17 protein-coding genes are annotated in these 20941 nt (G+C 57.7%); 9 read left to right on the top strand and 8 right to left on the bottom strand.

What is annotated here, in order from left to right; all coding sequences use genetic code 11:
* Positions 1-7: 7 nt before the first annotated feature.
* Positions 8-1672, bottom strand: coding sequence for an AMP-binding protein (locus ACIOWA_RS00340; protein ID WP_401157608.1), 1665 nt, complete (start codon positions 1670-1672; stop codon positions 8-10).
* Positions 1673-1915: 243 nt separating this feature from the next.
* On the opposite strand from ACIOWA_RS00340, the gene ACIOWA_RS00335 reads away from it, so the two are divergent.
* Complete coding sequence (locus ACIOWA_RS00335; RefSeq protein ID WP_401157606.1) at positions 1916-5104, top strand: dermonecrotic toxin domain-containing protein; 3189 nt, start codon at positions 1916-1918, stop codon at positions 5102-5104.
* A gap of 14 nt (positions 5105-5118) precedes the next feature.
* Here ACIOWA_RS00335 and ACIOWA_RS00330 read toward each other — a convergent pair whose 3' ends face one another.
* The gene (locus ACIOWA_RS00330) at positions 5119-6144 is read right to left on the bottom strand and encodes an AraC family transcriptional regulator (protein WP_401157604.1); all 1026 of its coding nucleotides are present in this window, start codon (positions 6142-6144) and stop codon (positions 5119-5121) included.
* A 287-nt stretch (positions 6145-6431) separates the two neighbouring features.
* Here ACIOWA_RS00330 and efeU point away from each other — a divergent pair, with 287 nt between their 5' ends.
* The 4 genes from efeU to efeO (ACIOWA_RS00310) are packed head-to-tail and all read left to right on the top strand — an operon-like array spanning position 6432 to position 10646.
* A complete protein-coding gene (gene efeU, locus ACIOWA_RS00325) occupies positions 6432-7271 on the top strand; it encodes an iron uptake transporter permease EfeU (RefSeq protein ID WP_401157602.1) in 840 nt (279 codons plus the stop codon).
* 8 nt (positions 7272-7279) lie between these two features.
* Complete coding sequence (efeO, locus tag ACIOWA_RS00320; protein WP_401157600.1) at positions 7280-8479, top strand: iron uptake system protein EfeO; 1200 nt, start codon at positions 7280-7282, stop codon at positions 8477-8479.
* Positions 8480-8496: 17 nt separating this feature from the next.
* Entirely contained in the window at positions 8497-9795 is a 1299-nt protein-coding gene (efeB, locus tag ACIOWA_RS00315) for an iron uptake transporter deferrochelatase/peroxidase subunit (protein WP_401157598.1), read from the top strand.
* A gap of 26 nt (positions 9796-9821) precedes the next feature.
* Positions 9822-10646: an iron uptake system protein EfeO gene (gene efeO, locus ACIOWA_RS00310; protein ID WP_339465097.1), complete on the top strand. Its 825-nt coding sequence runs from the start codon at positions 9822-9824 to the stop codon at positions 10644-10646.
* A 151-nt stretch (positions 10647-10797) separates the two neighbouring features.
* Here efeO (ACIOWA_RS00310) and pssA read toward each other — a convergent pair whose 3' ends face one another.
* Positions 10798-12141, bottom strand: a complete 1344-nt coding sequence (pssA, locus tag ACIOWA_RS00305; RefSeq protein WP_401157595.1) for a CDP-diacylglycerol--serine O-phosphatidyltransferase — start codon at positions 12139-12141, stop codon at positions 10798-10800.
* Between the two features lie 206 nt (positions 12142-12347).
* On the opposite strand from pssA, the gene ACIOWA_RS00300 reads away from it, so the two are divergent.
* From ACIOWA_RS00300 to ACIOWA_RS00290, 3 genes are all read left to right on the top strand, one after another.
* Positions 12348-12911, top strand: coding sequence for a TetR/AcrR family transcriptional regulator (locus tag ACIOWA_RS00300; protein ID WP_401157593.1), 564 nt, complete (start codon positions 12348-12350; stop codon positions 12909-12911).
* Between the two features lie 55 nt (positions 12912-12966).
* Positions 12967-13446 (top strand): DUF1348 family protein, encoded by a 480-nt coding sequence (locus tag ACIOWA_RS00295; protein WP_401157591.1) that lies wholly within the window; start codon positions 12967-12969, stop codon positions 13444-13446.
* Positions 13447-13628: 182 nt separating this feature from the next.
* Positions 13629-14408 carry a TSUP family transporter gene (locus ACIOWA_RS00290; RefSeq protein ID WP_339465102.1) on the top strand — a complete coding sequence of 260 codons (780 nt, stop codon included), beginning with the start codon at positions 13629-13631 and terminating at the stop codon, positions 14406-14408.
* Here ACIOWA_RS00290 and nudC read toward each other — a convergent pair.
* The 5 genes from nudC to lpxO form a co-directional block, all read right to left on the bottom strand.
* Positions 14376-15206, bottom strand: coding sequence for an NAD(+) diphosphatase (gene nudC / locus ACIOWA_RS00285; RefSeq protein WP_401157588.1), 831 nt, complete (start codon positions 15204-15206; stop codon positions 14376-14378). The genes ACIOWA_RS00290 and nudC overlap by 33 nt on opposite strands.
* Before the next feature lie 6 nt (positions 15207-15212).
* Complete coding sequence (locus ACIOWA_RS00280) at positions 15213-16025, bottom strand: crotonase/enoyl-CoA hydratase family protein (RefSeq protein WP_221731677.1); 813 nt, start codon at positions 16023-16025, stop codon at positions 15213-15215.
* A 146-nt stretch (positions 16026-16171) separates the two neighbouring features.
* On the bottom strand, positions 16172-17314 hold the full coding sequence (locus tag ACIOWA_RS00275; protein WP_401157586.1) for a PQQ-dependent sugar dehydrogenase: 1143 nt from the start codon (positions 17312-17314) through the stop codon (positions 16172-16174).
* Between the two features lie 52 nt (positions 17315-17366).
* Positions 17367-17687, bottom strand: a complete 321-nt coding sequence (locus tag ACIOWA_RS00270; protein WP_401157584.1) for a hypothetical protein — start codon at positions 17685-17687, stop codon at positions 17367-17369.
* A gap of 252 nt (positions 17688-17939) precedes the next feature.
* Positions 17940-18839, bottom strand: coding sequence for a lipid A hydroxylase LpxO (gene lpxO / locus ACIOWA_RS00265; RefSeq protein ID WP_339465106.1), 900 nt, complete (start codon positions 18837-18839; stop codon positions 17940-17942).
* 383 nt (positions 18840-19222) lie between these two features.
* Here lpxO and ACIOWA_RS00260 point away from each other — a divergent pair, with 383 nt between their 5' ends.
* Positions 19223-20809, top strand: a complete 1587-nt coding sequence (locus ACIOWA_RS00260) for an ABC-F family ATPase (protein WP_401157582.1) — start codon at positions 19223-19225, stop codon at positions 20807-20809.
* Positions 20810-20941: the final 132 nt, after the last annotated feature.

Here is a 20941-nt window from a genome sequence, read left to right as displayed (position 1 = left end):
TCCTGATTCAAGCTGAAACGTTATGCGCCGCGGCCTCTTGAGCCTTGGCGATTTCCTGGTTGCGCAAGATAAAGCGCTGCAATTTGCCACTCGGGGTTTTGGGCAACTCGCTGACAAATTCGATTTCACGCGGGTAGGAATGCGCGGCCAGACGCTTGCGTACGTGTTGGCGCAGCTCTTCGGCCAACTCCGGCGCGGCGCGGTATTGCGCGCTGAGCACGACGAACGCTTTGACCAGTTCGGTACGCTCCGGGTCGGGCTTGCCGACCACCGCCGCTTCGACCACGGCCGGGTGTTCGATCAACGCACTTTCGACGTCGAACGGGCCGACGCGATAGCCGGAGGTGGTGATCACGTCGTCGCTGCGGCCGACGAAACTGATGCTGCCGTCCGGGTTCCATTCCACGGTGTCGCCACTCAGGTAGTAATCGCCAATGAAGGCTTTGGTCGGCACGCCTTCGTAACCGGCAAACCAGCACATCGGCGACCTGGGCCGGTCGATGGCGAGGATGCCGGGCTGGCCGACACCGAGCTCGTTGCACTGTTCATCAAGCACGGCGATGCGATGACCCGGCGAGGTAAACCCGGCAGCGCCAACATGAACAGGGTGTTCGAGGCCGTGGTGATTGCACAGGACCATGCCCAGTTCGGTCTGGCCGTAATGGTCGTGTATGACCACGTCGAGGTGGTCGGCGAACCAGCGGATCACTTCCGGGTTCAGCGGCTCGCCGGCGCTGCTGACGATGCGCAGTTTGCCCTTGATCGACTTGGCGAATTCGTCGCCACCGGCGATGAGCAAGCGATAAGCGGTGGGCGAACCGGTGAGGTTGGTGATGCCGTACTTGTTGATCACCCTGCAAGTGCTTTCGAGGGTGAACGGCCCATCGTAGAAAGTGATCGGATGGCCCATCGACAACGGCCCGGTGACGCCGAAGTAGATGCCGTAGGCCCAGCCCGGATCGGCGACGTTCCAGAACGCATCTTCCGGGCGCAGATCGACCGCATCGCGGGTGTAACTCTGGAAGGCGACGATGGCTTTGAGTGGCACCGACAGCGCTTTCGAAGGGCCGGTGGTGCCGGAGGTGAACATCAGCAGGAACGGGTCTTCGCCAGTCAGCAGCACCGGTTCGCAGGCATTGGAATAATGGGCCAGTTCGGCCCAGAAACTGAAATCGCCCCGGACGATGCCCTGGCCTTTGGCGCCACCGACGGTAACGAGCGTCGGGCAGTCGGCGACTTCAGCGAGTTTCGGCCGGTTGACCGCATCGGTGACCACGACTTTGGCGCCGGAACTGTTCAGGCGATGTTCGAGGGCTTTGGGGCCGAACGCGGTGAACAGCGGCTGATACACCGCGCCGATACGCCAGGTGGCAAACACGGTGATGAGCAATTCGATGTTGCGTGGCAGCAGGCCGGCAACCTTGTCGCCCTTCTGCACGCCCTGGGCGAGGAGAAAATTGGCGAAACGCGCGGCTTTGTCCTGCAAGTCGCTGAAGGTGTAGGTCGCGCTGGCGCCGTCGCGGCCTTCCCAGAACAGCGCAATGCGCCCGGGCAAGGCATGACGGTCGCAACATTCGACGCAGGCGTTGAGCGCCGCCAGCGTACCGCTGAGCGCGGCATCCACGGTGTGCTGATAGTTGAACTGTTCAGTGGCAGACAAGTAATCGCGCATTGCCAGAATCCCTCTGTTTTTTATTAGGCTGGGAACCGTAAACAACAGAGGGATAGTCGCGCTGCGGGGCGGCGGCGGCAATGGTCAAAGCTATCAAAGTGGCTGACTGGTTTGGCCAACCCTGACTGGCATACAAGCGGATACTTACAAGTTGATAATTATATGCAGTGGTCACGAGTTGGCTGCCTTGTTAGTTTGCAATGACAAACACCCACTCTCTGTCTTTTCCAAAAGGAACGCACCGTGTCGCCCCAAGAAAAACCGGTTTATGACAAAAGTTTTATTTTCGAATATTCGTTACGCGCTCAATTCAAAGACCACCCTACATTGCGCAGTGTTGCCAGATCGCAATTGGAAAATTATCTACAATACTGTCTCGCACCGGGTTCACTAACTCTAGATACGATATTTTATCGTGATACCCGTTTTGTCCTGAACTCCGAACCAGTGCCTTTTCTGAATGCATTTATTGAGGCCTTCACTGAGGGCCGGAGTCTTACCGTAGCCGACGAAAACCTGATCATTCCAGTGAACGCCGAAGGCCGCGCTACAATCGATCTTGCCGATTTCCACTTGGCTCAGGAAGAACTGTGCCAGACACTGGTCGCCACGTTGCAGCAGCAGTTGCTGGATTATTGGCAGCAACCAGCCGATAACGGCATGAAACGTTGGCAGTGGCTGGCGGAGGTTGTAAAAGATGCCTGCGCATCGAACATCAATGAATCACTTCACCAGTCAGATCAAGACTTTTATTATGCGTTGACCGGTTTGGTCATCAAACCGGAAAAACAATATCGACAAATATTTAACGAGCATTTACGGTCGCCGGCTTATCTATTGCAATTTACCTTGAATAACGGGACGAACAATCTCTCGCTGATTTATCCTGCCTTGCTCGTCACGAACAAGTCAGGAACAGTATTGATTCAACCTTCGGGCGCCTGGGAACGATTCAAATCCGAGTCAGACTGCATACAGAATATTGCACGGGACTTGCAGCATCGCTGGGAGTTCGTCGAACTTAGCGTTGATCGTTATGAACCTGAAGCGGATATTTTTGATGAGTTGGTGCGGGTCCTGATCGATCAGCAACTGCTGGAACTTGAAAGCATCCAGATTCCGGTCAACGAAATGTTCGAGGGCGCTGAGCAACTGTTCGACCAGATCACCGATCCACTTCGCCTGTTCGCCGGCAAACAGCCGCATGTTTACCATGCAGAAAATGTCGACAAGCATTTGCCTCAATGGCTCAAGGATGCAGATGCTGATGATCGCCGTACTTATCGACGATATGTGTCGGCCATGGCGGCAACTCATCTGGAGTACGACGGTGCGACGTTTTTCACCCATCTCGATTCCATCCGCGATTTTGCCTATCGAGCACTCGTCGATCAGATGAGCCGTGATGGGCATGAACCGGTAAACCCAGATGACATGGAACTCAACATCAAGGTCGCGCGAGGAGTACCTGGAGGATGGGGGAGCGTTGAAACGATTCGCTTGGGCATCATCGATTTTGCCCTGGAAAATCTTGCCGGCCTGCCATGGGGCACGATGACCGTCAAAGGCCTGCACCAGCGCGATGTACCAGCGTGGATGACCCCCGATTACGTCAAGAGTCTTATCCAGTCAGTGGACATTGGCCGTACCTACCCGGCTTATCTGAAACAGCATCTGTTCGATAATCGTACCGAGGCGTCATCCCGACAAAATCTGTTCACGGTCCACCTGCGCAATCAATTGCCGCTCCAGGCACTAGAGGCCAAATTGACAAGTGCCCATGGTTTTGACGATGACGGGGTACGTCTGATCATCGCGTTGGCCGATGCTGGCGACGCCTCTCAAGAGATCGTCGTCAGCCCCTTGCATCTGCGGCTCGGGCCGGTTCTGAATATGTTCGTCATCACCGCCGGCGACCGCAGCGATGCTCCCGTCATCCTCTATCGCCCCTTCTATTCCCCTTCGTTGATCCAGTTCCCTTCGCGCAGCCATCTGGAACAGGCGATTCAGTCCGACGCCCCGCTGCAGAAAAGCATCCATGACTGGTACAAAGCCGTGGTCAGACATACCGGACTGCTGGGCGCTAACGAAATACGCCTGCGTTGGGAACTGAAAAACGCGTCCCCACTGCAGGGCGATGTATTTCAGCACCTGTATGAGGCGAACAGCCGGGCGCTTGTTGAGTTGGCAGACCGGCAATCGGTGTCCAACGCAGAGAGTCGCTGGGCCCACTTCAAGACGCTGAGCTGGTTGATATTCGAGTCATTGTTGCCGCTGGTGACCGGGCCGGTAGCCACCGCCGGATGGTTAGTGCAATTGGCGGTGAGTCTCAAGGCCGATCTTGAAGCACTGTCGCAATCGGATGGTCAGGACAAGTCGTTCGCCGTGGCCGACCTGTTGCTTAACCTGGCGGCCGTACTCATGCACGCCGGACGCATCACGACGAGGTCACAAAACGCGCCGCACCTGTCGATCGAACCGGAAGTATTTGAATACTCCGTCGAAAGTACCGCCCCTGCTACGCCCGATGTACCGGTCATTGAAAACCGTAGTTTGCCGGGTGAGCAGCACCCACAGGTGGACCTGTCGATTACCGAAAACGCCTGGGCTACCCCCCGTTCATCCTATTCCCGGGCGCACCAAGCGATACTCGACAGTTTCGCGATGGAAAAGCCGGTAGACCTCGGAGAACCCGTGGCGCAAGGACGCAACAAAGGCCTTTATCGGTACAACGACAAATGGCATGCATTGGTGGAAGGTCAATTTTTTCGGGTTTCGATTGAAGAAGGGTCGGTGCTGATCATTGATCCGGTGGATTACCTGCGACCCGGCCCCTTCCTGATTTCCGACGGTCAGGGGCGATGGACAGTCGATAACCGGATGTACCTGAAAGGAGGCGCGCCAAACAAGCGCAGCCATGACAACTCCAGCACTGAGGCACCGGGGCCGTCACGCCGGGCAATCGCTGACAGTAGCGGGTTTCCGTCGGTTATCGAAACCGAAATCAAGCCCTTGCCCAAGCAGCTTTATCACTACGTGAACAGGGATAAACTGGCGACAATCAAAGCCACAAGAAGCGCGTTTATCGACAATTCGTCCAACGATGCTTACGGCAGACCGCAACGCGATATCGTCGGATTGTATGTGACCGATCTCGCTCCGGATTCGATGCCGCTGCAACAACTTTCGGAGACCCTGTTTGGTAAAAATCGCTACAACATCTCATCCCGTGCCAACAAGATCCACGCAGTACTGGAACTTGATCCCACGCTTTATCCAGAAGGCAGTGTGAGGCTGTTCAAACTCGAAAGCCCTAAGCTGACGGATCATATCTATGTCCTGCGCGGCTCGAAGAATGATTTGCAGTTGCGCATCAAGGCCTCGATGTTCGGTACCGGCACTACCTCGTTGGTCAGCGTGAAGGAACTGTAAATGACGCCTGATCCTCAGCCAGCTTCAGTTGGCTGGCTGAGGATCAGGTTACGGTAATGCCCTGGATTGGAACCCGCCCATTTGCGGAACGCTTTATAAAATGAACTGACATCGGCAAACCCCAACCGGCCGGCAATCTCGACAAAACTGATCGAAGGCTCCGCCAGCCAAATGATGGCCAATTCCTTGCGCACGCTGTCCTTGAGGCCTTGGTAGGTCTGCCCTTCCTCGGCCAAACGGCGGCGCAGTGTCGAGGCGGACATGCACAGCTGTTGGGCCAAAGCCTCGGTTTCCGGCCACTGCTCGGCGGGTAATTGCCGCAAATCCTGTTTGATCCGACTGGCGAGGCTTTCCGGGTCGCGGTACTTGACCAGAATGTTGGCCGGGGCGTGGGCGAGAAAGCGCTTCAATTCCTCGGCGCTGCGCTTGATCGGCAGGTCGAGGCAATCGGCAGAAATAATCATTCGAGTACGCGGCCGCTCAAAACGCAGGTTTTCCGAGAACATCACCCGGTAATCATCGGTGAAGTCCGGCGCCGCGCAGCGCAGTTCGATCGCCAGAATCGGAATCCGCCGCCCCGCCAGCCAACAGGCCACGCCGTGGACGATCATCCAGTAGGTGAAATAAGTGAAGGCGCGGCGCGGTTCGGGCTCATCCTCCAGCAGGACGATCTCCGCGAGACTTTGCTGGTGCACCAGTTGCGCCGGCATGCGCTCAAGCATCAGTGACAGAAAGCTCAGGCCCGTGCTCAAACCCGCTGCCAGCGTCGGTTGCGCCATCGCGCTGCGGCAGAGGAACTCAAGGCTGCCGGACTTGAGCTTGCGCGGGTCCATGCCAAAGAACTCGTCATCGCCACGGCGCGCCAATAACCGCCAGAGTTTCGCGTACTGCGAGGCCGGCACCCGGCCGTGCTCGGTTTGCAGCAGCAGCGGATCAATCCCGACCTTGTTCAAGACTTCTTCCGTGGCCACGCCCGGGGCACAACTTTGCAGCAGCGCTTCACGCACCAGTTGAACGGCGATGGTGTCTTTTTCCGACATGGAGCGCGGTGAACCTTGTTGTTTTTGGGTGGTGGGCATCTTACCGCAGCTGACACAAATACCCATGTAGGAGCTGCCGAAGGCTGCGATCTTTTGATCTTGATTCTATAAATCAAAAAATCGCAGCCTTCGGCGGCTCCTACAGGGTTCCGGTGTCACCCGCATGAGAATGGTTGTTCTTTACTTTGTTCAGCTTGTGTTCAGGTTTATGCCAATCATTGTCATGTGAGAATGACTTTCATTATGTTACAACTTGTAACCTCTTCGAATGACTTATTGGACACCGAATGCTCGTTCCCTTTCTGATCATGCTGCGCGAAGGCATTGAAGCCGCGCTGATCGTTGGCATTATCGCCAGTTACCTCCAGCAAACCGGCCGTGGCCAATGGATGCCGGCCGTGTGGATCGGCGTGTTTCTCGCCGCCGCCCTCGCCCTGCTGGTCGGTGGTGGCCTGGAACTGGTCAGTGCCGAATTCCCGCAAAAGCAGCAGGAACTGTTCGAAGGCATCGTCGGGCTGGTCGCCGTCGGCATTCTCAGTTCGATGGTGTTCTGGATGCGTAAAGTCGCGCGTTCGATCAAGCATTCGCTGCAAGCCTCGCTGGATCACGCGCTGACTTCCTCTAAACATCAGGTGATTGCACTGATCGCCATGGTGTTTTTCGCCGTGGCCCGTGAAGGTCTGGAAACGGTGTTCTTCCTGCTCGCAGTGTTCCAACAAAGCGAAGGCCCGGGCGCGCCGATCGGTGCCCTGCTCGGTCTGATTCTGGCGATCATCGTCGGTTTCCTCATCTACAGAGGCAGCATGCGCCTCAATCTTTCGGCGTTCTTCAAGTGGACAGGTCTGTTCATTCTGGTGGTCGCCGCCGGGATTCTCGCCAACTCTGTGCAAGCCCTGCACGAAGCCGGGCTGTGGAATCACCTGCAAACCGTGCTCTTCGACTTCAGCGCAACGCTGCCGATGGATGGCCCGTTGGGCTCGGTGCTGGCCGGCATGTTCGGTTATCAGGATGCACCGACTGTCAGCACCCTCGGTGCCTATCTGATCTATCTGCTGGTGGCGCTGGTGATGTTCTTCCTCCCCGCGCCCAAGCCTCACGCACAAACGTCTTCCGTTTCCAGCCAATAAGGGCATCCATGTCAAAGCCTAATACTCCTCAGGCCTCCCCTCCTCGCGCCTTGCGTTGGGCGGTGGCCGGTTCGGTGGTGGTGATGATCGCCGCCGGTGGTTTGTTTTATTACGCCTCGAAAATGGCCGCGGCCAAGCGTCAGCACAACCACGATGAAGTGGTGGTGAATATCCATCCGGGCAGTTGCGAGCCGAACGCGCTGACGGTGCCGGCTGGCCGCGCCAGTTTCCGCATCGTCAACCGCTCCGACCGGGCGGTGGAATGGGAAATTCTCGACGGCGTGCTCGTTGTTGAGGAGCGCGAAAACATCGCGCCGGGCCTGAGCCAGGTGATCAACGCCAACCTGCAACCGGGCGATTACGCGATCACCTGCGGCCTGCTGAGCAATCCGCGCGGCACCCTGCACGTGACGCCAACGGCCGCGTCTGATGCTGCGGCCAAAGCCAAGCCGTCGATGGTCGCCTTCGTCGGGCCGCTGTCGGAATTTCGCGTGTACCTGGCCAGCCAGAGCAGCGCATTGATCAAAGCCGTGACCGCGCTCGATCAAGCCATTGAAAGCGGCGATTTGGCTCAGGCTCAGGCGCTGTATCTGCCCGCGCGTGCGGCTTATCAACATCTGGCCCCGGCCGCACAGCGTCTGGCCGAACTGGACAACAGCATCAACGCTCGCGCCGATTACTTCGAAAAACGCGAACAGGATCCAGCGTTCGTCGGTTTCCACCGTCTCGAATTCGGCCTGTTCCAACAGCGCAAACTCGACGATCTGACGCCGGTCGCCCAGCGCCTGCTCAGCGATGTCACCACACTCAAACAGCAATTGCTCGCGCAGTCGCTGCCGCCGGAGCAACTGGTCAACGTCATCGTGCGCAACCTCAACACCCTCGCCGACGTCCGCGCCGCCAGCGGTGAAGAGGAACGCTACAGCCACAGCGACCTCAACGGTTTTGCCGCCAACCTGCAAACCGCACACAAAGTCGTCGACCTGCTGCGACCGATGCTGAGCAAGCCTGCTGCCGATCTGTTACCGAAAGTCGACAAGGCGCTGACGGACTTCGATACCGAACTCAACACCTACAAGATCAAGGACGGCTACGCCCGCTACGACACGGTCAGCGGCGAACAACGCAAACAGATTGCCGACAAGGCTCAGGCTCTGGCCAGCGCGCTTGATGGCATCGATCCCGCCCTCGGCCTCTCCGGCCTGTAAGCAGAAGACGAGTACCGATGAAAGATTCAGAACAACTCAACCTGCAGCGTCGCCGTGTCCTGATGGGCATGGGTGCCGCCGGTGTCGCCCTCGCGGGTTCGGCCCTGAGCTGCCCGGCCATGGCCGCCGCAACGGCACAAGTCACCGAAGCCCCGAGTAGCGAAAAGACTGAAGACCGCCACGATTTCCACGGCGTACACCAGACCGGCATCGTCACCCCGCGCCCAGCCTCGGGCATGCTGGTTTCGTTCGACGTATTGGCCAGTGATCGCGAAGACCTCGAGCGGTTATTTCGCACGCTCAACGAGCGCATTGCGTTCCTGATGAAGGGTGGCCCGGTCGCACAGATCGATCCGAAACTGCCGCCCCCGGATTCCGGCATCCTCGGCCCGGTGGTCACGCCGGATAACCTGACCATCACCGTTTCGGTGGGTGAGTCGCTGTTCGATGAGCGCTTCGGCCTCGCCGACGCCAAACCCAAGCGTCTGATCCGCATGGTCGGTTTCCCCAACGATGCACTGGACGCCGACTGCTGCCACGGTGACCTCAGCCTGCAGTTTTGTGCCAACACCGCCGACACCAACATTCATGCCCTGCGCGACATTGTGAAGAACCTGCCTGATCTGCTGCTGGTGCGCTGGAAACAGGAAGGTAGCGTGCCGCCACAAGCCCCGGCCAAACCCGGTGTGCCGGTGCAGTCGGCGCGCAACTTCCTCGGTTTCCGGGATGGTTCAGCCAACCCCGATTCCATCGACGGCAAAGCCATGGATCGCGTGGTCTGGGTGCAACCGGACAGCGATGAACCTGCCTGGGCCGTGCATGGCAGCTATCAAGCGGTGCGGATCATCCGCAACTTCGTCGAGCGCTGGGATCGCACGCCGTTGCAGGAGCAGGAAAGCATCATCGGTCGGGTCAAAACCACTGGCGCGCCGATGGGGGCCCGACATGAAACCGAAGTCCCGGATTACAGCAAAGATCCGGCCGGCAAGCTGACCAAACTCGACGCGCACATTCGCCTGGCTAACCCGCGTACCGCTGCGAGCCAGGCCAACCTGATCCTGCGTCGGCCGTTCAACTATTCCAACGGGGTAAACAAGAACGGTCAGCTTGACATGGGGTTGCTGTTCATCTGCTACCAGGCCGACCTGGAAAAAGGCTTTATCACCGTGCAGACCCGCCTCAATGGCGAACCGCTTGAGGAATACCTCAAACCCGTCGGCGGCGGTTACTTCTTCACGCTTGCGGGCGTTACGGGCGACAAGGACTTCATCGGTCGCTCGCTGCTTAATGCCACACAACCGAAAACCGCTACCTAAAACAATCAAGACACTGGAGCCGCCCCATGAAAAAAACGCCACTCGCGCTATTACTGACCCTTGGCTTGCTCAACACCCCGCTGTCGGCTTTCGCAGCGACCTCTGCGCTGGATCTGGTCGGGCCGGTGTCGGACTACAAGATCTACGTCACCGAACAACTCGATGAGCTGGCCAGCCACACTCAGCAGTTCACCGATGCGGTGAAGAAAGGCGACCTGGCGACTGCGCAAAAGCTCTATGCACCGACCCGCGTTTACTACGAGTCGATCGAACCGATTGCCGAACTGTTCAGTGACCTTGATGCGTCTATCGATTCGCGTGTCGACGACCACGAAAAAGGCGTGAAAGCGGAAGATTTCACCGGGTTCCACCGCATCGAGTATTCGCTGTTCTCTGAAAAGAGCACCCAAGGCCTGGATACGTTGGCGCAGGATTTGAACAAAGACGTCAAAGACCTGCAGAGCCGCGTGGCCGGTCTGACCTTCCCGCCTGAGAAGGTGGTGGGGGGGGCTGCGGCGTTGCTTGAGGAAGTTGCCGCGACCAAGATCACCGGTGAAGAAGATCGTTACAGTCACACCGACCTGTACGATTTCCAGGGCAACATCGATGGCGCGAAGAAAATCGTTGATCTGTTCCGTCCGCAGATCGAAAAACAGGACAAGGCGTTCGTCGCCAAAGTGGACAAGAACTTCGCCTCCGTGAATAAAGTTCTGGCCAAGTACAGGACCAAGGACGGTGGTTTCGAGACGTATGACAAGGTGCAGGACAACGACCGCAAAGCGCTGGTCGGGCCGGTGAATACCTTGGCTGAAGACCTGTCGACCTTGCGTGGAAAGCTGGGTCTGAACTGAGTTTTTATAGCGTTTGATCCGGCCCGCTCGCAAGCAAGCCCGCCCCACACTGGATCTGTGTCGATCACCTTATTTGTGGTGAACACAGCCTTCCTGTGGGGGCGGGCTTGCTCGCGAAAGCGGTTGTAGCCGCACCGAATCACTTGAAGCCTTACAAAATCCGGTAGAGCAACCGCTCGATCCGCACCCGGCTCACGCGCTTGAGAAACTTCGCCACCCCGCTCGGGTACTCCGGCAAGGTTTCCAGACTCTGGAAACTCTCGATACGCGTGGTATGGCGAAATATTTCCTCCAGCTCCTTCGCCCGCGGTTCTAGCCACTCGCCTTGCTGATCATCCATCAACAGCGCGTTTTCCAGATCCAGACGGAACGCCCGTGGATTGAGGTTGTTGCCGGTCAGCAGCGTATAGCGCTGATCGATCCACATGCCCTTGAGGTGATAGGTGTTGTCACCGTCACGCCACAGGTGCAGGTTCAACTGGCCGCTGTCGATGTTGCGCTGATGCCGTTTGGCAAAGCGGCGCAAGCTGATCTCGTACAGGTACGGCAATGCCGCGATGACCTTGAACGGTTCGCTTGGCGGGATGTAAAAGTCGTTGGCGGTCTTGTCGCCCACCACGATGTCGATCTTCACGCCGCGAGCCAGCGCACGGTTGACCTCACGGATCACACCCAGCGGCAGGTTGAAGTACGGCGTGCAGATGGTCAGTTGCGTTTGCGCGCTGGCGATCAACTCGAGAATCACCCGGTTCAGCGGGTTGTTCTTGCCGACGCCAAGCAACGGACTGACCGATAGGCCAGTGTGCGCCGTACTGCCGGCGCTGGTGTCGTATGCCGCGTATTTGAGTCGACTGCGCAGATCGCCAATATAGTTGCGCAGGCTTCGGGTGGTCGGCAGGTTCGGCAAATCAAGACGGTGCACCGCTTTGGATTCGATCAGGCCGTGCTTGACCAGGTGATGCATCGAATCCGCCAGCTCAGGGCTGCTCAGGACGTGATAGCGGTCGAAACGGTACTTGTCGAACTTGTGCAGATAAACGTTGTTCAGGCTCGCACCGCTGTAGACCACACAATCGTCGATCACGAAGCCCTTCAAATGCAGCACGCCAAACAACTCGCGGGTCTGCACCGGCACACCGTAAACCGGCACTTCGCTCTGGTGGGTGCGGGTCATCTCCTGATACCACGCCGAGTTCCCCGGCTGCTTGCCGGCGCCGATCAACCCGCGCTGGGCGCGCAGCCAGTCGACCACCACAGCAATTTCAAGCTCTGGACGCTTGAGTTTGGCGGCGTGCAAGGCATCGAGGATTTCCTGACCGGCTTCGTCTTGCTGCAAATAAAGCGCGACGATGACGATACGCTGGGTCGCCTCGGCGATTTTCTCCAACAGGCAACGACGGAACTCGGCGGCACCGGACAGAATGGTCACGGCCTCGGCGGTCAGCGGAAAGCTGCGCAATTTAGGCAGCAGAGAACGTTTGAAAAGCAACGGCATAGGGCTCGCAATGGGTCGAATCCGAAGAACCCGAGAGCTTACACCATCGACTCGTTCGGGTCTTGTTACTGGCTGCAATATCCCCTTCGTGAGCAGGCTCACTCCCGCCTTTGAAAAACGATCCACGGCGAGGGCGGACTTGCTCGTGAGCGCCATTTTGAAATCAATGCTTGACCAAGGAGAACGATCATTCTACTGTTTGCCACATGAACCTGACTACTGACCCATCGACTCGCGACATCATTCTGGATGTCACCGGAAAGCTGATTTACAGAAGCGGCATCGCCGCCACTGGCATGGATCTTCTGGTGAAAACCGCCGGTGTCTCCAGAAAAAGTATCTACCGCTACTTCGCCAACAAAGAGGAGCTGACCGTCACCGCCCTGCAACGCCGTGACGTGCGCTGGATGCACTGGTACCGAAACGCCGTCGATCAGGCCGAAACCCCCGCCGATCGCTTGCTCAACCTGTTTACCGTGCTCAAGGGCTGGTTCGCTTCGGAAGGTTTCCGCGGCTGTGCGTTCATCAATACCAGCGGCGAAACCGGCGACCCTCAGGACCCGGTGCGCCAGGTCGCCAAAGAGCACAAACAGAAGCTGCTCGACTATGTGTGCGAGCTATGTACCGAACATGGCGCCAAGGATCCGCAACTGCTGGCCAAACAGATGCTGATCCTGATTGATGGCGCCATTACCGTAGCGCTTGTGATGGGTGATCACAGTGCCGCCGATAATGCGCAATGCATGGCGCGAAAGTTGTTGGACCTGTAACACCTTAATAAGCCTGACAAGTTGTTTAAACGTTGAATTTATCGGGAGACTTAACATGTCTACTGCAGCCCAGGTACGTCCACCATTGCCGCCCTTCAACCGAGAATCGGCGATCGAGAAAGTTCGTTTGGCCGAGGATGGCTGGAATTCTCGCGATCCGGAAAAGGTATCGCTGGCCTACACCCTCGATACAAAGTGGCGTAACCGCGCCGAGTTTGCCAGCAACCGCGAAGAAGCCAAGGCCTTCCTGACTCGTAAATGGGCCAAGGAACTGGATTACCGTTTGATCAAGGAACTCTGGGCCTGGTCTGACACGCGCATTGCCGTGCGTTACGCCTACGAGTGGCACGACGATTCGGGTAACTGGTTCCGTTCTTACGGCAACGAAAACTGGGAGTTCGATGAGAATGGCTTGATGTTCCAGCGCTATGCCTGCATCAACGACATGCCGATCAAGGAAAGCGATCGCAAGTTTCACTGGCCGCTGGGGCGTCGCCCGGATGATCATCCGGGGTTGTCTGATCTGGGTTTGTAATCTCACGAAGACCGCGGTGTAGAAGCGAGCCTGCTCACGAAGGCGTCTTGTCAGCCAGAATTTCTGTCGCTGGCACCCCGCTTTCGCGAGCAGGCTAACGGCTCGCGGCAACACTTGGAAATGAGTAACATGGCGATCCTCCCCGCAGCCTAGAGCTGCGCCCTGCCGAATAAGCCGATTCCATGCCTTTCGAACTCAGTGTTGACCTCACCACCCTGGCCATTCTGGCCCTTGTCGCTTTCATTGCCGGATTCATCGACGCCATCGCGGGCGGGGGCGGCCTGTTGACCACACCTGCGTTGCTGACCGCCGGCCTGCCGCCGCATCTGGTGCTGGGTACCAACAAACTCAGTTCGACCTTTGGTTCGGCCACCGCTAGTTTCACCTTTTACCGACGCAAGCTGTTTCATCCACGGCAATGGGTACACGCGATTATCGGTACCTTGGTTGGCGCGCTGGCGGGCGCCATCGTCGCCCATTACCTGCCCGCAGAATGGCTGAACAAAATGCTCCCGGTGATCGTCTTCGCGTGCGGCTTGTACCTGTTGTTCGGCGGCACACCAAAAGCGCCGCTGGACAGCGACGCACCGATCAAAAAGAAATGGCAATCAAGCCAAGGCTTCAGCCTTGGTTTCTACGACGGTGTGGCCGGCCCCGGCACGGGTGCGTTCTGGACCGTCAGCAGCCTGCTGCTATACCCCATCGATCTGGTCAAGGCCAGCGGCGTGGCGCGCAGCATGAACTTCGTCAGCAACATTGCGGCGCTGTCGGTGTTCGTGTTTTCCGGGCAGGTGGACTGGATCATCGGCCTGAGCATGGGCCTGTCGGTGATGGTCGGCGCGTTCTTTGGCGCGCGCACCGCGATCAGCGGCGGCGCCAAGTTCATTCGCCCGGTGTTCATCACCGTGGTACTGGGTTTGACCGTGCGTCTAGCCTGGCAGCACTGGTTCAGCGTGGCCTAAGCGCCGAGCCACGTAGACGTCGATCAGGTAACGGGCAATCGATTTTGACGCCGGTAACGGCGGCAGATCATGCACGTTGAACCATTGGGCGTCTTCGATCTCGTCTTCCTGACAGACAATCTCACCGCCGGCGTATTCAGCATGGAAACCCAGCATCATCGAATGCGGAAACGGCCAGCACTGGCTGCCCATGTATTGAATGTTCTTCACCTCGATCTGCACTTCTTCACGCACCTCTCGAATCAGGCAATCTTCGGCCGACTCGCCCGGTTCGGCAAACCCGGCAAGCGTGCTATAGACGCCGGTAACGAAGCGCGGTGAGCGTGCCAGCAAAATCTCGTCGCCACGGGTGATCAGTACGATCATGCTCGGCGAAATGCGCGGGTAACTGCGCAAATCGCACAGCTGGCAATACATCGCACGCTCACGTGGCACCTGTCTCATCGCTTGCCCGCAATTGCCGCAGAAGCGATGTTCTCGAGCCCAGGTGCCGATCTGCGCGGCGTAGCCCAAGACTTTATAGATCGTGTGATCGCCATCGAGCATGAACGCCCGCAGACCTTTCCAGTTGCAACCCGGCACCTCGCTGGCACTGCGTAATTCCAGCAGGTACACCGGCTCGCCATCGAGATGGCCAATGCCATGTTCGGCGAGGGTCGACAGGTCCTGACGCTTGAGCCATTCCCGGGGGAATAGTGCGCCGTTGTCATCGAACAGAAAGCCTTCGGGGCTGCGCGCCACCGCCCAACCGCCGGGTTGATCAGTGTCCAGTACTGCAGTGGTCCAGCGAGATGTCATGGTTTCTCAATCCAGAAATTCGGGTTTCTGTTTGCTCATATGGGCGGCCATGGCCACGCGCAAATCGGTGGATTGCAACATGGCGGCGTTCCAGGTGGCAACGTATTCGAGACCGTCGTCGATGCGATGGTCGCGCATGTAGCTGATCATTTCTTTAGTGCCAGTGACCGCGATAGGCGACTTGGAAGCGATGTCGCGCGCTATATCGAAAACGCCTTCGAGCAGCACATCCTTATCGCTGTAAACACGATTGACCAGACCGATGTTGCGCGCTTCTTCAGCGCCGAATGTGCGACCGGTGTAAGCCAGCTCACGCAGCATGCCGTCTCCGATGATCCGCGGCAACCGTTGCAATGTGCCAACATCAGCGGCCATGCCGATATCGATTTCCTTGATCGAGAATTGCGCGTCTTCGGCGGCGTAGCGCATGTCGCACGCGGCGATCAGATCAATCGCGCCGCCCAGGCAGTACCCCTGAATGGCTGCCAGCACTGGTTTGCGGCAGTTGTCGACGGCGTTGAACGAGGCTTGCAGGGTCAGGATTTTGCGGCGCAGCAGGCGCGCATTGCGACCGACGTCCTTGCCCAATTCATTGGCGACGCCGGCGAGCATCATCAGGTCAATGCCGGAGGAAAAGTGTTTGCCATTACCGCTGAGCACCACCACGCGCACTTCGTCTGTGTCGTCGATCCACTGGAAGATCTCGACGATCTCGCTCCAGAAAGCGGCGTTCATCGAGTTGATTTTTTCCGGACGGTTTATCTGCACATGAGCGATATTGTTGGCCAGTTCGACACTGAAGGCGGTGTATTGAGACATGGCAGTGATCCTTTACCGGGCTGAAAATGAAGCCCGAACTATAACAAGGCATCGCGGTGGCGGTTCGGCCAAATGCGGGACTGAGTTGAGTTCTGCGGCCTCTGCGCCGGTGTGTGGCGAGGGAACAGGCTCCTCGCCACAGCGGGTTACTTCAGACCGATTTTGTACAGCGAACCATTCTCCTCGTCCGTCAACACGTACAGGTAGCCATCCGGCCCTTGCCGTACGTCACGGATGCGCTGCTTGAGTTCGCCGAGCAAGCGCTCCTCATGCACCACATTGTCGCCATCAAACTGCAGGCGAATCAGCTCCTGTGTCGCCAGCGCGCCGATAAACGCGTTGTGCTGCCACGGTTTAAAACGGTCGCTGTCGTAAAACGCCAACCCCGATACGCCTGGCGACTTCTCCCACACATGATGCGGCGCGATCGTGCCTTCAGCGGTTTTACCCTGAGCTTCCGGGATCGGCTGCATGGAATAGTTAATGCCGTGAGTCGCCAGTGGCCAACCGTAGTTTTTCCCCCGCTCGATGATGTTGATCTCATCACCTCCGCGCGGCCCGTGTTCATTTTCCCAAAGCGTGCCGGTCCACGGATTGAGTGCTGCGCCCTGTGGATTGCGCTGGCCGTACGACCAGATCTCGGGCCGCACGCCAGACTGACCCACGAATGGATTGTCGTCCGGTACTTTGCCGTCGGGGTAGATACGTACGACTTTGCCTTGCAGCTTGTCGAGATCCTGCGCGGTGGGCCGGTCGTTGTTTTCGCCCAGGGTGATGAACAGATAACCGTCGCGATCAAACACCAGTCGTGAACCGAAATGGTTGCCGACAGAGAGTTTCGGCTCTTGGCGGAAGATCACTTTAAAGTCCTTCAACGTCTTCAGATCGTCCGACAGCCGGCCACGCCCGACGGCCGTCCCGGCCTTGTCCCCGACGCCGCCGCCTTCGGCGTACGACAGGTAAATCAGCCGGTCCTGTTTAAAATCTGGTGACAGCACGACATCCAGCAAACCGCCCTGCCCTTTGGCCCAGACCTTCGGTACGCCGCTGACAGGCGCAGACAATTGACCCTCTGTACCCACCACCCGCAGGTTGCCCGGTCGCTCGGTCACCAGCATGCCTCCGCGATCCGGCAGAAAGGCCAGCGCCCACGGATGCTCGAGTCCCTGGGTAATCGTGGTGACTTCGAGGGTGCCCTGCTCGCTTTGCAATTCTTGGGTAGCGGCCAAGACCGGAGCACTGATCAGTGCGCTGACGCACAGGCTGGCCAGGAGGGTTTTACGCAACATGCACGAGTCCTTTTGTTCGTTTCAAAGGCTGGCAGAACAGCAGTCCTGCCGTTCAGCGGTTACTGCCGGAATCCCGCGAGGGAGGGTTGGGAATGAACGCGGGCGGTTTACTTGGCGACGAGCGAATCGGCTGGCCGTTGCCAATGCCACGATTCTCAACGGTGGGCTGACGTGGCGTCGGTACGGTGTTTGGCCCTCGCATTGGCGGGGCACTGGGCTGGGTACCCTGCATGCTGTTTGGGTTGGCCCGGCGGATTGGGCTGTTGTAGGGGTTGTTGCTGTTGCCGGCAGGGCTTTGCGCCAGCAGGACATCCGCATGAACCAGACCGCCACTGAGTGTCAGGACGGCGATGCCAAGCAGAATTCGGTTCATGGGGCGGCCTCTCGATGGGCATGGAATAGAGCCTTCGAGTCCACGCTACGCCCAGGGTTCGGATTTGTTAACCCATGACCTTTAAACAACATGTAACACGGCTTGACCGAACCCTCGGAAGCCGCCAAATGACGGGAAGTTTCGCCCTGAGCCGCGGGCACCTGAAGATCACCCGGGTAAATCAGCCTGGCTCTTACACTCTGGAAAGGCGCAGGCTTGCTCGCGAAGGCGTCGGTGGCGGCTTTATATTCATCAGATCAAGATGAAGACAGCCAGTAAACCACCGAAAATCGCCCACTTTTCCATGTAGTACCGCTTGCGGTTGCGCTTTTTCAGCTCTTTGCCGCGCAAACGAATCTTGTAGATTTTGGTAAACAACCGGTTGATCCCGCCAGTACGGTCCCCCGCATCATTCGGCGCACCCGCTGCCGACATCACAGTGCGGCTAAACCAGCCGTTGAACGCTGCGGCCCATCGATACTTCAGCGGCCGCTCGATGTCACAGAACAGGATGATCCGGTTCTTGTCGGTCTTGTTTTCAGCATAGTGAATGAACGTTTCGTCGAACATCACCGCTTCGCCATCGCGCCAGTGATAGTTCTCACCGTCTACATTGATATAGCAACCCTCATCGTTCGGCGTTTCCAGGCCCAAGTGATAACGATAAGAACCGGCATACGGGTCGCGGTGACGCACCAGTTTCGATCCCGGAGGCAACTCGGCAAACATTGCCGCCTTGATCGAACCGATGCTTTGTACCAGTTCGGTCGTTCTTGGGCACAACTTCATCGCCGACGGGTGACTGTCGCCGTACCATTTCAGGTAGAACCGCTTCCAGCCGGTTTTGAAAAACGAGTTGAACCCCACATCGTTGTATTGATCGGAACGTTTGATCTCGCCAGCGCGCAGCAGATTCTGCCCTTCTTCGCGAATCTCCTTCCAATGGGCTTGCAATGGGCTCAGATCAGGAAAGTCTGCCGGATCGAGATAAGGCTTGTTCGGCTTCTTCGAGAACAGATAGAGGAAGCAATTGATCGGCGCGAGAAACGTCGAGTGATCACTCAGTTGCCGGCCCAGTTTGTGGCGCACACGGCCACGCAGGTGTACGTATGCAATGGAAATGACATAAATAGCAGCAATGATAAGTTTCACGAAAAATCGTCACACGTCAGAAGTGAACAAACTGCGCGCACCCGGGAGCATGAACTCTGGCGTCTTATGCAGTGGTCTGAGTACACATGGCGCGTCCTTGAGCCCACGCCGTTCTAGGGCGCTAGGTGAATGGATGGCATTTTAGCCACACTTTGTAACCGATAGTGAGCTTTCATCTGTGAAAAACTGTCCCGCGATTGTGCCAATCGGCGTTCGTGGCGTGTTCGCCCTATCGTTTAAAGAGCCAGACCAGTACAATCGCCGCCAAACTTTACGCGCCCCCCTTGGTTGATGACGGGACCTCCCCGCTTCAGCGCACTTTGACTCGGGCCAAGCGCTCCGGCCGCACCCTCGCAATTCAGAATGCTTCGCAGGAAAAACTCTTGATCTCTACAGCTAACATCACGATGCAGTTCGGCGCCAAGCCGCTCTTCGAAAACGTTTCGGTCAAATTTGGCGCGGGCAACCGTTACGGCCTGATCGGCGCCAACGGTTGCGGCAAGTCGACCTTCATGAAAATCCTTGGCGGCGACCTTGACCCGTCCGGTGGTCAGGTCATGCTCGAGCCGAACGTGCGCCTGGGTAAATTGCGCCAGGATCAGTTCGCCTACGAAGAATTCACCGTGATCGACACCGTGATCATGGGTCACGAAGAGCTGTGGAAGGTCAAGGCCGAGCGCGATCGCATCTATTCGCTGCCGGAAATGACTGAAGAAGACGGCATGGCCGTGGCCGAGCTGGAAACCGAGTTCGCCGAAATGGACGGCTACACTGCCGAATCCCGTGCCGGCGAGTTGCTGCTGGGCCTGGGCATTCCACTGGAACAGCATTTCGGCCCGATGAGCGAAGTCTCGCCAGGCTGGAAACTGCGCGTATTGCTGGCTCAGGCGCTGTTCTCCGATCCGGAAGTGTTGTTGCTCGACGAACCGACCAACCACCTGGACATCAACACCATTCGCTGGCTGGAAAACATTCTGACCCAGCGCAACAGCCTGATGATCATCATCTCTCACGACCGTCACTTCCTCAACAGCGTGTGCACCCACATGGCTGACCTGGATTACGGCGAGCTGCGTCTGTTCCCGGGCAACTACGACGAGTACATGACCGTGGCGACCCAGTCCCGCGAGCAACTGCTGTCGGACAACGCCAAGAAGAAAGCGCAGATTTCCGAACTGCAATCGTTCGTCAGCCGCTTCTCGGCCAACGCCTCGAAAGCCAAGCAGGCCACTTCCCGCGCCAAGGCGATCGACAAGATCCAGTTGGCCGAGGTCAAGCCTTCGAGCCGTGTCAGCCCATTCATCCGTTTCGATCAAAACAAGAAGCTGCATCGCCAGGCCGTCATGGTCGAAAAAATGGCCAAAGGCTTCGACGGCAAGCCGTTGTTCAAGGATTTCAGCTTCCAGGTCGAAGCGGGCGAGCGCGTCGCGATCATCGGCCCGAACGGTATCGGCAAGACTACCCTGCTGCGCACCCTGGTCAACGAACTGACCCCGGATGCCGGCAGCATCAAGTGGACCGACGCCGCAGAACTGGGTTACTACGCTCAGGATCACGCGCACGACTTCGAAGACGACGTCACGCTGTTCGACTGGATGGGTCAGTGGACTCAGGGCGAGCAGATGATTCGCGGTACTTTGGGCCGCATGCTGTTCTCCAACGACGAGATCCTCAAGTCGGTCAAAGTGATTTCCGGTGGTGAGCAAGGTCGCATGCTGTTCGGCAAGCTGATCCTGCAAAAGCCGAACGTGCTGATCATGGACGAACCGACCAACCACTTGGACATGGAGTCGATCGAAGCGTTGAACCTGGCGCTGGAAAACTACCCGGGCACGCTGATCTTCGTCAGCCACGACCGTGAGTTCGTATCGTCCCTGGCTACGCGCATCATCGAGCTGAGCCCGGATGGCGTGACCGACTTCAGCGGCACCTACGATGATTACCTGCGCAGTCAGGGTGTGGTGTTCTAAGAACAGCTATTCGTTTTGAACTGCCAGTGAAAAGCCCTGTCCTTTGTGACGGGGCTTTTTGCAATCTGACGTGAGAAATATTGCGCTTCAGATACCTTCGGGAGCATGCCCACTCCCACAGTGGGAGCGCAT

This window comes from Pseudomonas sp. NPDC087614 (assembly GCF_044743485.1).
Lineage (GTDB): Bacteria > Pseudomonadota > Gammaproteobacteria > Pseudomonadales > Pseudomonadaceae > Aquipseudomonas > Aquipseudomonas baetica_A.
This window is presented reverse-complemented; position numbering and strand designations above follow the sequence as displayed.